The organism is Granulosicoccus antarcticus IMCC3135, assembly GCF_002215215.1.
In the GTDB taxonomy this organism is placed as follows: Bacteria; Pseudomonadota; Gammaproteobacteria; order Granulosicoccales; family Granulosicoccaceae; genus Granulosicoccus; species Granulosicoccus antarcticus.
The window spans coordinates 2256154-2269319 of sequence record NZ_CP018632.1 but is presented as its reverse complement, the minus strand read 5'-3'; the positions used below and the strand labels follow the sequence as shown (position 1 = coordinate 2269319).

The following is a 13166-nucleotide window of genomic DNA, read 5'->3' as shown; positions in this document are numbered from 1 at the left end:
TTCACCTTCTAAATAGCCACTGGAATAGATGTTGAAAATGAATCGTTGCTACTAATACTAAATGTATACTTCGCTCCAGATTCGGTGTTTGTCCCGACAAACATAAATGCAAGATCTACATCTACGTCTTGACCAGACCAGTTCACCAGCAATACATTAACAAATCTTTGTTTGGGGTCTGTTGACAACAATACTGAGTCGAAGCCTTCAATATCGAGAATATCGTCCTCTGTCACTTCATCACCGATCAGTGCATCGACTGAATGGCTCCCGTCAAAAGTTGGTGAAAGTTCAACATATACTTTCGTTCTTGGGCTTTTGAAAAACAACGTCGCCTTCGCATATCCTGGGACGTCCCATTTCAGCGTCTTGTTCGTGTTTTTTTTCTTTGATGATGCTTTAGTTGCTACTTTTTTCTTAGATGCACGCTTTTTTGTTGATGCTAGAGATTTATTTTTATTTACCACCATAATATATACTCTCTTCTTATATCAATTTTACACTGGAGGACCGCATACATGGCAATAGCGATGTCGGACGAACGATAGCTAATATAAATACGATGTCTCAAGTTTGCATTTGGCATATTACCGAGGCACTCCACCGTAAGTATCTGATTAAACATGGCAGTTCAGACACTGTCTTTAGCGACCAATCAAATAATTTTCTGTCAATCTAATGACAGGATATTTCGCTATACTGCGGTCAGAGCCATGACTACAATCAATCGCGACGGACAGTGCCGTTATTGTTTAATTTAAAACATTACGCGTTGCAGTATTACTAAAATGCACGATACTTTTAGCTAAGTTATTGGACAGTGAGATGACTCAAATCTTTATGAGCTGATCGGGAGAGGTCAGCAGGCAAGTTGCGATAGACCTTGAGGACTGGCTCCAGTCCTTTTTCAGTGATGTCGCAGTCTGGATGTCGCATGGTGATGTTGAAGCTGGCACGAAAGTAAGCCTGCGGCCAAAGACAGTATTTCCCTCTTATGTCGTCAGTGGCAATCTGAGTACCCCGATCGCCACTGAAGAATCCGCATGTCCAATACCGTATCACGAGAACCACGCCGCGACCGCCAGTTCTGGCTCGATCATGTTCAACGCTGGAAGTACAGCGGGTTGAGCAAGGCGGCCTATTGTGAGAAGCACAAACTCAAAGCCGGTAGCTTTTATAACTGGTCACGAAAAAATTCTGCGTCCAAAATCCCGATCCTCAGCAATGATCAGGACCCGAATGCTGGTAAGCGCCAAAGTTACCGGGCACCCCACGTTTCAACCTGCCCCTATTTCATGTTCCACGGCATGAGCGCATCTATTGCCTCATCCGTGTCAGCAGTCGCAATTCGTTCGATGACGTATTACAGGTAGGCGTACGGTTCTATGCCATTGGCCTTTGCCGTTTCGACCAAGGTGAACATAGCAGCCGATGCGTGAGCACCTTCGGGGCTGGTGCTAAACATCCATCCTTTTCTACCTACCACAAAGGGTCTGATAGCATTCTCCGCCAGCACGTTGCTGATGTGCATTGCCCATGCTCGCAATAGCGCACCAGGTGTTCCCACTGATTGAGCGTGTAGTTGATTGCCGTTCGGGTCAACGTATCTTTGGGTACTGTTGGTTGTTTGCGTTCTAGCCAGATTTTGAACTTCTTTAACTTTGGAATAGCTTTTTGCTGGCGTCTCTCTTTGCGCTCATCATCATCAAGCTCTGCCCATTCGCGCTCCAGACGATACAGTGCATTTATGTGCGAGAGCATAACCATGGCCACACTCGGTTTTCCTTTGCCCGGTTTTGGCTGTGTCTTGATAGCTTCCGCCACTTTTCTTCTGGCATGATCCCAGCAACCTAGATGCGCAACATTTTTCGCCGCGCACGGTTTGTGATAGGCGCTGTAGCCATCGCTTTGAAAAAAGCGCCCTTCATAGCTCTCCAGCAACCGTTCCACGACTTTCCCGGCGCGTGTTTTGTCATAGTTGAAACTCACTACCGTTTTTCCGGGCGGGCCGCCCCTCAAAACCCAAATCCACTTGTCACCGGTTGCTGCCATTCCCGGCTCATTGAGAACCTGCAGCCGAGTCTCATCACCCTGAATGTAATCGGCCTTCATCAACTGTTCAAAGAGTCGCTTCAGCAAAGGGTCTAACGTCACAGACAACCGGATGATCCAGTTGGCCAGCGTTGTTCGAGTGATCTCTCCGCCGTATCGGACTAGAATTTTCTCTAGCCGATAGAGTGGCAAGGCATCAGCGTATTTGGCTGTACCAACCCAAGCCAGCAGATTTGTGGATGCAACGCTTCGTCCAATGGGGTGTGGCACACGCTCAGCAGCCATCAGGCTGCGTTCACCGCATTCGTCAAGGAACACAGCCTTTTCCTGCATGTTCTCGATGACCTGAACCTGGGCAGGAATAATGTCGAGCTCTTCTTTGACTTTGACGAAAAAGGTTTTCAGTGCGCATTTGCGCTCCTCGTCGCTCAGGCTGATTTCCATCAGTGTACTTCAAGGTGATGATGAACGCCATGGTATTGCACGACGCGATCGACCTTGGCAGTAATACCGGCGCGGTCGAGGTGCTAGCTTTACGTGCTCCTCGCAGTGTTTGCAGGAGTACCTTTTTGCGCATATACTCAATCACTTGGGCCTAGGCTGGAATGATATCCAGCTGTTCACTGATATCCTTTAAGCCACCCTCAAGTCACCACTTTCGAGACTGCTGTAGACATCCAGCAGGTCACCGTCTTCGGTAACAGGTCTTTAAAACTATCGGCGAAATCGATTAATGAGCACTTTTCGATCTTTATGGCGCCGTGTAGCTCGACAGGATATATTCCAGACACAGCGAAAAGATAACGCTCACGATCATCGCTAGCAAGAGAATTGGTAATAGGCTGTTTACCTGACTTAACTTGCGCGATAGCACTACGTTTCCCGTCCCATGACTTCACAACATACTCGTAAGCCGCTGTATCTGACTTACACGTGGAAGGAATGAGCGCTCCTTTGAGCTCCATCTGCAGATACAGCCCAACGAGATCCTCAAGTGCTTGATCGTCCAAAAGTTCAAGAAAGTCATTGCTTGTAGCCGACTCCACTTCGAGTCCTGCAAGTCGTTCGCTGTATCGGCACGTCGCGTGGCAATGTATTCTGCAGTAAGTCGTTCCGATACGTAGCGCATTCTTAACGCCACCGGGAACGTGTTCGGGTGAAAGGTCACGAGCAAGCCAGTCGACGTCAAAACGATGTGCTGCCTCTCCGCCGTAGGGCTCAGCGGTTTTTAGGTAATAGTATTCACTACAGATCCTACAAAGATGGAAGCAACCGCGAGCCGTATCCGCAATCCAGACCAGGTCACCGATCGCGGTGTCACGAACGAAACGGACGGCGGTAGCATCTTTACGCGGATATTTTTCTGCAAGAAGATTCAAACAATCATCCAAGTCGCGTGGTGAGGAATTTAATGGCCAGCCAGTACCGATAAATCCGTCGTCTAGCATCGCTTTGATGTACCGGGCTCGCACTTCTTGTTCCAGAGAAGCAGGCTTTGTCTTTAATCGCCAAGTCGTCGGTGTATGCATGTCTTTGTTCTTCACATGAAATCACAGGTCATAGTCAAGCTCTGTGCTTCCTGTGATCCGAGAATATTCAAATAATGGTTATGTTGCCATAAATTGATAGTCATAATAAAGCCCGCCAAGTTTCGGCGTTGCAAGTATTCGATCATTCGGTTTGATATCTCTGTGTATCAGCTTAACGTTTGCGCTCGGCTTGGATCCCCGAGACGGGATATCAGGGCCTAACGCACTGTGCTAACAAACACAACCCATACCAATACCAATACCTTTCGGTGCTTTTGACGGAATTGCCACCGGCACTAACACTGGTCACGTATCGCTAACTGCGCTCCGCACCGTCGCCACAAACGTATGGAATTCCTTTTAGCGTTGGCAAAGGCTGCCATTCACCACTGAAAATTCGTCTACAGAAAATGCATTGACGGCACAAACTGTCCCAAGTGCACCGCTTACGACGCTCTCTTTATGATGTCGAGAAACTACACAGAGGAAGCACTCTTCGTAAAAATCCCTCAACTTGTACCGTACACCATGAGCCGCCTGATCAAAATTTTTATCATCCCAATGATTACGCGTAAGTCAATTACTCACGATTTCCTGAGACATGGCTTCCGATTCAGGCATTACTTCTGATACTTCGACATCGTTTTCAGATATCGCCAGCACTTCCTTTTCAAGCCTGAAAATTAAGTTGATGACATCAGGATCTCCAGTCTCTCTTTCCGCTTTCCTTAAAGCCACCATCGCGTCATGTAGTACGTCAGTGGAACCGCCGAATTCTACTAAAGCGGAAGCAGCATCGTAGCGAGTTTTTAAGACATTCTTGTTCAGCGGTTGCGCTTCGGAGAGTCTCACTGAAGCTTCATAAGCGGTCAGTGCGATTGCGCGCCTATCTTCTTGCATAATGCCAGTAGAGTTCATTGCGCGTCTTATGCCTAACATAATTTCGTACCTCTGTATCGTAGTATCTCGATGCAGTTCCGACTTGTACACGCGTATCTCGGCTTCCGTTTCATCGAATTTACCTTGATCCATCAAACTGCGTATCAATCGATGTCTCGGCAGTCTTTCGCTGGGCACTTTCGAAATAAGCTTGCGAAGTAACCGGTCTCGTTTACTTTTGGACGAAATTTGCTGTATCCCCGCTTCGAATGAACAGAGCCGACTCACAGTCTTTCGCTCAAACGCGTCTGTAGCCACCAAGTTATCTACGACCTTCTCAACAAGCTCCTCTCGTTCTACAGGTGACTGAAACTTGTATTGGTAAATTATGCGAGTGATTTCATCGTGCCTTCCCCGCCAGCCATATGTCCCGTCTTTTGCGGACACAGTGTACTCCTCGACGATTCCATCAAGACGGGCCAGAATGGCCAAAATAGACGATGAGTCTATGCCCAACATACGAATAAGCAATTGCCTATGTACACTAACACCCGAAGCTTGCAACGCACTCAATGTTTTATACAATTCTTGCAAATCTTCTGGCAGTGACGCGTACTCCCTGAGTACTATATTGTCAAAGCTATCGCTACTGAAAATATTACGCAGACACACGAACGTTTCGGACTCGCACTTGTGTTGCAACCGACGCTTTCTGTCTTCTCTGGAAAAACCAGCAAAAGAACTTTCAAGAAGTGGCCTCAAATCGGGTAGATTTTCCGCAAGAGATATGAGCTTGTCAATTTCATTCGAAGTCAACCTTGAAAAAGTTTTTCTGGCAGCATTCCGTGTTAGCCAAGTGGATTTGACTCTTGGATTCCATAGATTTGCCGGAGCGGCAACCACCAGCATAAGGCCAGATGTTTCATTGGTAGACAGGCGATCCGCCAGCCTATTCAGCTCACGTAGATGTTCATGTGCATCATCTACAAAAAGTACGCCTCTACGATCTTCTGAAACGAGAGCTTGCGAGACTTCAATCCAATCATCTACAGGCAACTGATGCGAACTGAAGTGCTCCCAACAAACAAATGATTCTTTCTCCAATTTGTACAAAACTTGTCTGGCAGCGGTAGTTTTTCCTGTACCACTTGCACCTACAATCACAGCACACTTTTTTTCGATTAGCTCGTTAGCAAGTTCCGAAATTGCGTCCCGTTCAAACGTGTGCCCAGCCTCAATGTCTGAATAATTTGCGGGCCAACCAGCAAACATCGAAGGTAACGATTGCTTGTTCTGCGCTAACTCGTGCTCCACTACTACAGTCGATACCCTAAGTCGTGGCGCTCGATTAAGAGGATCTCCTCCCGCTGAGTAAACTATAGATCGCATATCTGTTTCATTTGCCATAGCAGCAATGAAATCATCGATAGATCCATTGGCGACAACGAAACCACGCTTTTCATACAACATCGCCCGCCCGGCGTCACTCGCATATGTGATTAGGTATATTTGTCCCGGAATGTCACTCTTGCTTCGCACCTTCAACGCAAAATTGATCTGTTCTTTCATGTACGCATCGGATAACGAATACCCAATAATTACACAGCTACCTTGTACGAGATCTCTCTCGAGTTGCGAATAGAGAGCTTCTCTGTAAGTTTGTGTGTCGTCATAGTCTTGCTCAGTAAGTATGAGCTTCGAGGTTTGTCCAGTCGAAGTGTCACTCCCTACGGTTCCATGAATTTTGTAAAGCGTAGTGGCACTTTCCCGTGAGGCATTCGTGATCTCATAGTTAGAGCTGACTACCTGCAGTACAGTATCCGAATCTCGATATGCACTCTCAATGAGATCATCGTAGTTAGTGGTATAGATTCGTCGCCAGTCGAAAAGTGGAATGTTACGAAGACCTCGGGTTGGGCGTAGCTTGCCAATTTTAGAGTTGACAAATTCAACTAAGCTTCTTCTTCCAACCTTTTCTTCGGCAATACTTGCTACTTCGGAGAGAGAATAGTCAGATAATTCAAAACTGAACTGGGCAGCAATTGCTTGAGACAGTTCTTGGGCTTTCGGTGCACCTGATGGTACTGACGCTCCAGCACCGAGAAACAAAATGGTCTCCTCTGGGTTTATCCGTCTCGCTACTTCATTCAGATCGGTCGGCATATTCTTCCCCAACAAAATGCACCAAAAAAATCATGTGTCGATTAAGTCACTTTTAACATTGTGCCATTTCACAATGTAAATGGTCGCTTTCGTGGAACCCTTTTTCTATCAAATAGAGTCATACGGTACTAATACCGCCGTTTGACTTTGGGACGACGAACTTTGCTAAACAACAATTAACCTCTAAGGTGTAACGCGTAAGCGATATATCTGACCCAAGTTTCGTGAGTTCGCAGAATTAGGTAAAGCGGTGCCCAGGCCAGCGGCCTGCCTTGCAACCGGTCGGAGACAATGCCAGCTGCAGGTAAGCGACGCACCGCTCACATCCATGAGGCTCAAACAATTTGCTGTCGCAGTGTGGTAGCGCTAGGGGACTGGATACGTTGCATACCGACGATTGATCTCGTCAGGTGTGATGTTCCACGGCAACAGTGCCTCGACGTCCTCGACCCTCTGCACATTGGGTAGTTCGCTCAGTAGAACACCAAGATATCTCTGTGGATGTTGTCCGCTGATTTTCGCAGTTTTCAACAGACTACAAATTATCGCGCTGGCCTCGGCGCCAGCGGGTGTATCGGCGAAGAGAAAGTTTTTTCGCTTATGGAATATTTTCCATAAGCGAAAAAATTACTTGTTCGCGGGTTCAGATGCGGGTGGTCATGCGGCAGCGATGCTGTATGGGTTGCTCAACTCGGCCAAGTTAAACGGCCTGGATCCTGAAGCCTATTTGCGTCATGTCCTGAGCAAGATCGCTGATCATCCGGTAAACCGTGTTGACGAGTTCCTGCCATGGAATGTCACACTGGAAGAGGCTGTCGTCGGATAACTACTGCGTTGCCCGAATGGTCAATGCGGTTCAGCTCGGACGCTTACCTTGAAGCGGACTTTGTTAGTGTGTAGATTTGTTGCAAATCTAACTGTGCGTGAGGCCTAAGTTGGTAAATCTGTGACGGCTATGGATTTGAAGCCAGCGGGATTGTGCTGTACTTTCTGAAGGTTTGGGCTTGATTTTCAGCCTTCTATATCAGACTCTGTACTTCCACGGGCACACGTAGGCCTGTTGACATCGATATGATGAGGTATGGTTGATTCTGGTGTCTGAGCAAGGTTGAAAAAAAGCGGCGTTTCTGGTTGATTGGCGTTACCACACGTTCAATCCACCAACAGAGAAACACCGCCATGAAGAAGGATAACGTTGTTCAGTTCGAAGGTCGAGACGAAAATACAGATCTCTTGACTCAGCTATTGCAGACAGGAGCACGGCAGTTGCTAGCCCAAGCCATCGAAGCAGAAGTCAGTGATTTTCTGTCGCAGTTCCAGGACAGAACCTTGGCCAATGGACGTGCGGCAGTCGTGCGCAATGGCCACCAGCCGGAGCGTGAGATCCAGACCGGAATCGGCCCCGTCACAGTGAAAGTACCGAAGGTGCGAGCACGTGATGGAGAGCCGGTCACCTTTCGCTCAGCGCTGGTGCCACCCTATGTTCGCAGAACGAAATCAATCGAAGCTGCCTTGCCCTGGCTGTACCTCAAAGGCATCTCCAGCGGCGAGATGCAGAGCGCTCTGGAAGTGCTGGTCGGCCCGGAAGCCAAGGGCTTATCAGCCAGCACAATCTCACGACTCAAGCAGGTATGGGGCGAGGAGTACGAGGCTTGGTGCCAGGCCCCACTGGATAAAGATCAATGGGTATACGTCTGGGTTGACGGTATCCACTCAGGTCTTCGCAGTGACGACAGCAAACTGTGTGCACTAACGGTTATCGGCGTAAATGAGCAAGGAAAGAAGCAGATTCTGGCTATCGAGGACAGCACCCGGGAATCGACGCAGAGTTGGCGTGAGGTCTTGCTCAGCTCAAGGCTCGCGGCATGAACTCTCCCAATCTCGCTATCGGAGACGGTGCTTTGGGCTTCTGGGCAGCCGTCGACCAGATCTATCCTGACACACGGCAACAACGTTGCTGGGTGCACAAGACAGCCAACGTGCTCAACAAGCTGCCCAAGTCGTCACAGCCAAAAGCCAAGAAGCGATTGCAAGATATCTGGATGGCGGAGACCAAGGCCGACGCTGTGAAAGCCTTCGATTTATTCATCGAAACGTACGCGGACAAGTACCCGAAAGTGGCACAGTGTCTACTCAAGGATCAGCTGGAGCTTCTGACGTTCTATGATTTCCCAGCAAAACATTGGCAGAGCATCCGTACGACCAACCCGATCGAGTCAACCTTTGCCACCATCCGGCATCGGACCAAGCGCTCCAAAGGCTGTCTGTCACGAGACACGATGCTGCACATGATGTTCAAGCTTGGACTATGCGCCGAGAAGCGCTGGCGCAGACTCAGGGGCTTTGACTACTTGGCCAAGGTTATCACCGGAATCAAATTCAACGACGGCGTTGAAGTGCAGGAGATCAATCAGAAAGTCGCTTGATTCAACTGTCTGGACACCACTATTGACTATAGCTCCGATATGATTAATGTATGACGTATTGAATAAGGTAGAATCAAGACATCAAGTTCATATCTGTTTCAATACTTATTAGCTTTTCTCGCAGACCTCTCAGCGAGTCCAAGATAGTTACCTTCCTAGTTTGATCAACACAATTGTCTGATGACCACACTCAACGAGCCTATCTTAGGAACACCCAAAGATACTGGGTGGCCCTACTATGACCACCAAATGATGACCTCGCATTTGCTACGAGAGTACTTTGACACGTTGAACTACAAGAGTAGTATCGGTCTGGCCGTGAGGCACGGGGAGGCCTTCAGTAAGTTTATAGACAGTCGTACCACTACAGGCAGTGAGAACCAAAAGAAAGCTGATCTTCTGAAGAAGCAAGCCGTGGAGCTAAGTTCGTGGGCAGTAACAATGAAAGACGAAGGTTTCCATGATCTTCATGTTCACGCATTCATCGGCATATGGTCATCTTTTGAGGCTGGAATAGAAAATATTATTGCCACGTATGTAGAGCGCGACGATGATATAGCCGAGAAAGTTATCGATTTATTTATGCCTAAACAAGTGAGCCCTGATGCTCGACCGTGGAGTCGTGCTTCAAGTTTAGCCGTGGCAAAGCGGATTGAGCGTCTAGCGATGAAAGACGTATCTGTCAAGCGCACGGATGTCTCTGCTCGCTATGCAAAGATGTTTTACTTTCTCGGACTTGATGTAGAGGTGCGCGATAGTGATGCTGCCATTCTGGCCGAGGCGAATTGTGTAAGAAACATTCTCCTGCACCGCTATGGCAAGATTGAGTCAAGCGACGTTGAGGCGTTTCCTTCATTGGCAAAATGGGAAGGGAAGGTGATGCACATGGACCAAGAGAAATTCACTCAATACTTCAATTCGATAAAGACATTTCTGATGGCGCTTTTCGATGGAATTAACGCGAAATGGCCTCCAGTCGCATAGGTTTTTTAATTGGCTCTACTTGCCCTGAGTCATTTCAAACGATGAACCCTATCGTTTGCAGCCGTCACGCAACCTTGAGTGCCTCAGAACGCGCAGCGGCTGCAAACGTCGGTTATCGCGGATGTTCGTCAAGGTCCGCAATGAGCCAGAACCTGCCACACTGTCAAGTTGACGCTGTGCTAGGCGTTAGAAATCGTGCCAGGGATTTTACCTCCCGATAGAAACGTGAAATCGAGCAGGAATGTAATGAAAATTGGACGCAATGAAAAGTGTTGGTGTAATTCAGGGAAGAAATTTAAGCACTGTCATTATGGTCGAGAGAGTGAACAGGCAATTACAAAAGGAGAGTTAATCGGGCAGTCAAAAAATATCAGATCAAGGAAGTGTTGTTATGTACCTAAAGCACTTCAGCATGAATGTGACAGAAGGATAGTTAATGCTCACACAGTTTCTAAAAGTGGAAGTTTAATTGAAATTGCTGACTCAACAAACCATGTATATGGGTTGAAAATTAACTTGGCAAATATATTTAAGAATAAGGGCAAGCTGGTGCCAGAAAAAATTGGCGTGAATCAAGCATCTACATTCAAAGGTTTCTGCTCTAAACACGACAAACAACTATTCTCATGTATCGAGGATCATCCATTTAATGCGACAGAAGAGCAATGCCTTGCTTTAATGTTTCGCTCAGTTGCAAAAGAGTTGTATGCAAAAGAAGGTAGCCTTTTATCTTCAGAGGTAATTAAAAGTGGAGACAAAGGCAAGCAATTAGCTGATCAATTGTCTATTCAGAAATTTGCTGCCGATAATCAATTAGGTATAAAAGCTGCGCTACGTGAACTATCTGACTTTAAAGACCAGTTAGATGGTCAGCTGCTTGGGAATTTTACAAACAACTTGAGCCACTTGATATTCGAATCTTCTAGATCAATGCCTGTAGCGGTTTCATCAATTGTATCTCCAGTATCTGATTTTAATGGGACGATAATTCAAGATTTGGGCGATCTTAATGTTGTCGCTGAGCAGATTGTTTTCAATTCGTTTTCTAGTGACGGTAAAGGCTATGTAGTATTTAGTTGGCTAACAAAATCGGCTATAATTTTAGGCTTTGTTAATACTCTTATAGCTATAGATAAGGCAGGGATATTTGGTGCTCTAATTCGTTTATTCTTCGGTCTGGCTGAGAATAGTTTTATATCACCAGAGTGGTGGGATGGGTTACCTGACGCACAAAAGAAAAAAATAGAAAGCCTTATAATGTCAGGAGTAAATCCCTTTAAGTTTGATCCTAAAGGCTTACTAATTGATGATGGGGTAAATTTTTCTGGTTGGAATATCGACAATATCCGGAAAATTAACTTCTAACAAACGCGGCAACTAGGGCGCCTGTAAGATCGCACCTATTACGCGTGCGTTATTCTGAATATTCAATGTCTGCTTTGGATAATTAGAGCCACTGATATTTCCTAGATATTCAGCAAGTCACCGATATAATCAGTGTCAGCAATGAGGACAAAGCAGGCATAACTTCCAGGTGTGAGCTTTTTACCGGCAGGTCTGAATTGTCCTCACAGCAGACGTTCGCTTGTGCCAGAACTCCACTTTGATCTGCTTCTGCACTCAACCCAAAGCGGAAGTTCATAACGCCACGCTCACTGCCACCGCGTACACTGTCGGTCCTGCCGCGACTTGTTATGTTCTCTTTTAGTTGTTTGATATTTTTGCTAGTTTATAGTTTTTCGCCTTAGATAAATCGACATCAATTAAGTCACAGTCAATAAATTTTGCTCCGTTAATATCCGAATCTAAAAAACTAACATTCTTCATGTCGCATCCATTAAAAACTGCATTAACTAGGTTGCACTTAATAAATTTGGCATCATTCAATTTGGATTCTACGAATTTAGAATTCTCAAAACTGGTATGTGTACAGTACAGTCTATTTAACTGACAAAGGTGAAATTCAGCGACCGAAAGAAAAAGACCAACCATATTCATTCGTGACAAGTCAGTTCTTTTAAATACTATGGTGTATTTATTTTTCTGTGCTTGCAGCCCGATATCTACGTACCGACGGTATTGTCCTTGTCCGGTCAAGAAGAGCACTAGACCTCTAGCAATGTTCCATGGCAATTCCATTCCTTTTGCATGATTTGCATAGTATGGCAACCAGCCAATTTCTTCATCTCCAAGTGCATTAATCATTTCTTGCACTACTATACGATCAATTGTAGTTATTTTATTTGCTTCTAAATCACTTTTTTCTTTGGTTTCATTTTGTTCGCTTTTTAAAGGCAGGTTATGGTTTGCGTATATTGCAAACACTTTAATTACCGGCCAAAAATATCTAGTGTCCTCCTGTATGAGAAGTTTGAGTGATTCAACTGCAGAAATTCTTATATTATTGTTACTTGAATTAAGTAGCTCGAGAAATCCCGTAAAACGATCATGGTTATAACCGTTCTGTGCTATTTCAGCTTGTTTCTCCAGTGCTCTCGAACGCACCCATAACAACCATAGACCTATTACTGTCGCTACAACGAGTGCAATGTTTCTGATATTTTCAATTAGAACCGATGATTCACTGGTTGATATATAACTGACAATCTCTTCCATTTACTATTTTCTACCTTGTTATTTAGGAGCTAGTTTAATTTAATACTGATTATCAGTGTTTCTAGCGCTTTTCATGCTTTGAATTACCGCTGGAAACGGGGAACTTCTGTACATAACAGAATGTTTTAAGTGTAAAACCTGCTTAATACTTCTTATGCACCTACCCGGTAGATACATTTGTTGTGATTTCTGAGTTTCCTCAAAATATACCGACACCCCAGTAGCTTAGGCCATATAAGCCAAGATAGATTTCCGTAAAATTAGGAGTTAACCGTAAGGCGTATTTCTTTCCTATGACTGCTTTTAGCTGACTAGTATCCGTTCAATCTCAAGTATAGCAAGGTCTAGTTTAAGCACACAGCGGACCTAGCTGAAAGTTAACTAAACATTTACGGCCGGCAGTGTCAGACAACAGTCCTGATCTGAACTCCCTTGAACTGTCCAATGATTAGGATCCACTGCTGTTGCATCAATGTGGATTCCTTTTTTGGGTCTTCCGACATTCGTGTGGGTAGTC

9 protein-coding genes and 2 pseudogenes are annotated in these 13166 nt (G+C 45.9%); 5 read left to right on the top strand and 6 right to left on the bottom strand.

Going from position 1 to position 13166, the window contains the following annotated elements; genetic code table 11:
* Positions 1 to 8: 8 nt before the first annotated feature.
* Positions 9 to 470, bottom strand: coding sequence for a hypothetical protein (locus IMCC3135_RS09875; protein ID WP_088917454.1), 462 nt, complete (start codon positions 468 to 470; stop codon positions 9 to 11).
* A gap of 573 nt (positions 471 to 1043) precedes the next feature.
* On the opposite strand from IMCC3135_RS09875, the gene tnpA reads away from it, so the two are divergent.
* A complete protein-coding gene (tnpA, locus tag IMCC3135_RS34005) occupies positions 1044 to 1373 on the top strand; it encodes an IS66 family insertion sequence element accessory protein TnpA (RefSeq protein ID WP_157735891.1) in 330 nt (109 codons plus the stop codon).
* Between the two features lie 106 nt (positions 1374 to 1479).
* Here the strand turns inward: tnpA and tnpC are convergent, their stop codons facing one another.
* The 4 genes from tnpC to IMCC3135_RS35460 all read right to left on the bottom strand — a co-directional run bounded on the left by tnpC (position 1480) and on the right by IMCC3135_RS35460 (position 7154).
* Positions 1480 to 2496, bottom strand: a complete 1017-nt coding sequence (gene tnpC / locus IMCC3135_RS09860) for an IS66 family transposase (protein WP_088917451.1) — start codon at positions 2494 to 2496, stop codon at positions 1480 to 1482.
* Positions 2497 to 2696: 200 nt separating this feature from the next.
* Positions 2697 to 3581, bottom strand: coding sequence for a hypothetical protein (locus tag IMCC3135_RS09855; RefSeq protein ID WP_157735890.1), 885 nt, complete (start codon positions 3579 to 3581; stop codon positions 2697 to 2699).
* Positions 3582 to 4157: 576 nt separating this feature from the next.
* The gene (locus IMCC3135_RS09850) at positions 4158 to 6623 is read right to left on the bottom strand and encodes an SIR2 family protein (RefSeq protein WP_088917449.1); all 2466 of its coding nucleotides are present in this window, start codon (positions 6621 to 6623) and stop codon (positions 4158 to 4160) included.
* A gap of 366 nt (positions 6624 to 6989) precedes the next feature.
* A complete protein-coding gene (locus tag IMCC3135_RS35460) occupies positions 6990 to 7154 on the bottom strand; it encodes a transposase domain-containing protein (protein ID WP_157735889.1) in 165 nt (54 codons plus the stop codon).
* Between the two features lie 88 nt (positions 7155 to 7242).
* Between IMCC3135_RS35460 and IMCC3135_RS09840 the strand changes: the two are divergent.
* From IMCC3135_RS09840 to IMCC3135_RS09825, 4 genes and pseudogenes are all read left to right on the top strand, one after another.
* Positions 7243 to 7449 (top strand): annotated as a pseudogene (locus IMCC3135_RS09840) (transposase domain-containing protein); the annotation flags it as partial.
* 353 nt (positions 7450 to 7802) lie between these two features.
* Positions 7803 to 9049, top strand: a pseudogene (locus IMCC3135_RS09835) (IS256 family transposase).
* A 180-nt stretch (positions 9050 to 9229) separates the two neighbouring features.
* Positions 9230 to 10033, top strand: a complete 804-nt coding sequence (locus tag IMCC3135_RS09830; protein WP_088917448.1) for a hypothetical protein — start codon at positions 9230 to 9232, stop codon at positions 10031 to 10033.
* 246 nt (positions 10034 to 10279) lie between these two features.
* The gene (locus tag IMCC3135_RS09825; RefSeq protein ID WP_088917447.1) at positions 10280 to 11398 is read left to right on the top strand and encodes an SEC-C domain-containing protein; all 1119 of its coding nucleotides are present in this window, start codon (positions 10280 to 10282) and stop codon (positions 11396 to 11398) included.
* Positions 11399 to 11737: 339 nt separating this feature from the next.
* On the opposite strand, the gene IMCC3135_RS09820 is transcribed toward IMCC3135_RS09825, so the two are convergent.
* Positions 11738 to 12649 (bottom strand): pentapeptide repeat-containing protein, encoded by a 912-nt coding sequence (locus IMCC3135_RS09820; RefSeq protein WP_088917446.1) that lies wholly within the window; start codon positions 12647 to 12649, stop codon positions 11738 to 11740.
* Positions 12650 to 13166: the final 517 nt, after the last annotated feature.

Bases quoted from the DNA above. Each gene is read 5' to 3' on its own strand.
- IMCC3135_RS09830 (WP_088917448.1), top strand. From the start codon at position 9,230: ATGACCACACTCAACGAGCCTATCTTAGGAACACCCAAAGATACTGGG.
- IMCC3135_RS09825 (WP_088917447.1), top strand. From the start codon at position 10,280: ATGAAAATTGGACGCAATGAAAAGTGTTGGTGTAATTCAGGGAAGAAA.
- tnpC (WP_088917451.1), bottom strand. From the start codon at position 2,496: ATGGAAATCAGCCTGAGCGACGAGGAGCGCAAATGCGCACTGAAAACC.
- IMCC3135_RS09875 (WP_088917454.1), bottom strand. From the start codon at position 470: ATGGTGGTAAATAAAAATAAATCTCTAGCATCAACAAAAAAGCGTGCA.
- tnpA (WP_157735891.1), top strand. From the start codon at position 1,044: ATGTCCAATACCGTATCACGAGAACCACGCCGCGACCGCCAGTTCTGG.
- IMCC3135_RS09855 (WP_157735890.1), bottom strand. From the start codon at position 3,581: ATGCATACACCGACGACTTGGCGATTAAAGACAAAGCCTGCTTCTCTG.
- IMCC3135_RS09820 (WP_088917446.1), bottom strand. From the start codon at position 12,649: ATGGAAGAGATTGTCAGTTATATATCAACCAGTGAATCATCGGTTCTA.
- IMCC3135_RS09850 (WP_088917449.1), bottom strand. From the start codon at position 6,623: ATGCCGACCGATCTGAATGAAGTAGCGAGACGGATAAACCCAGAGGAG.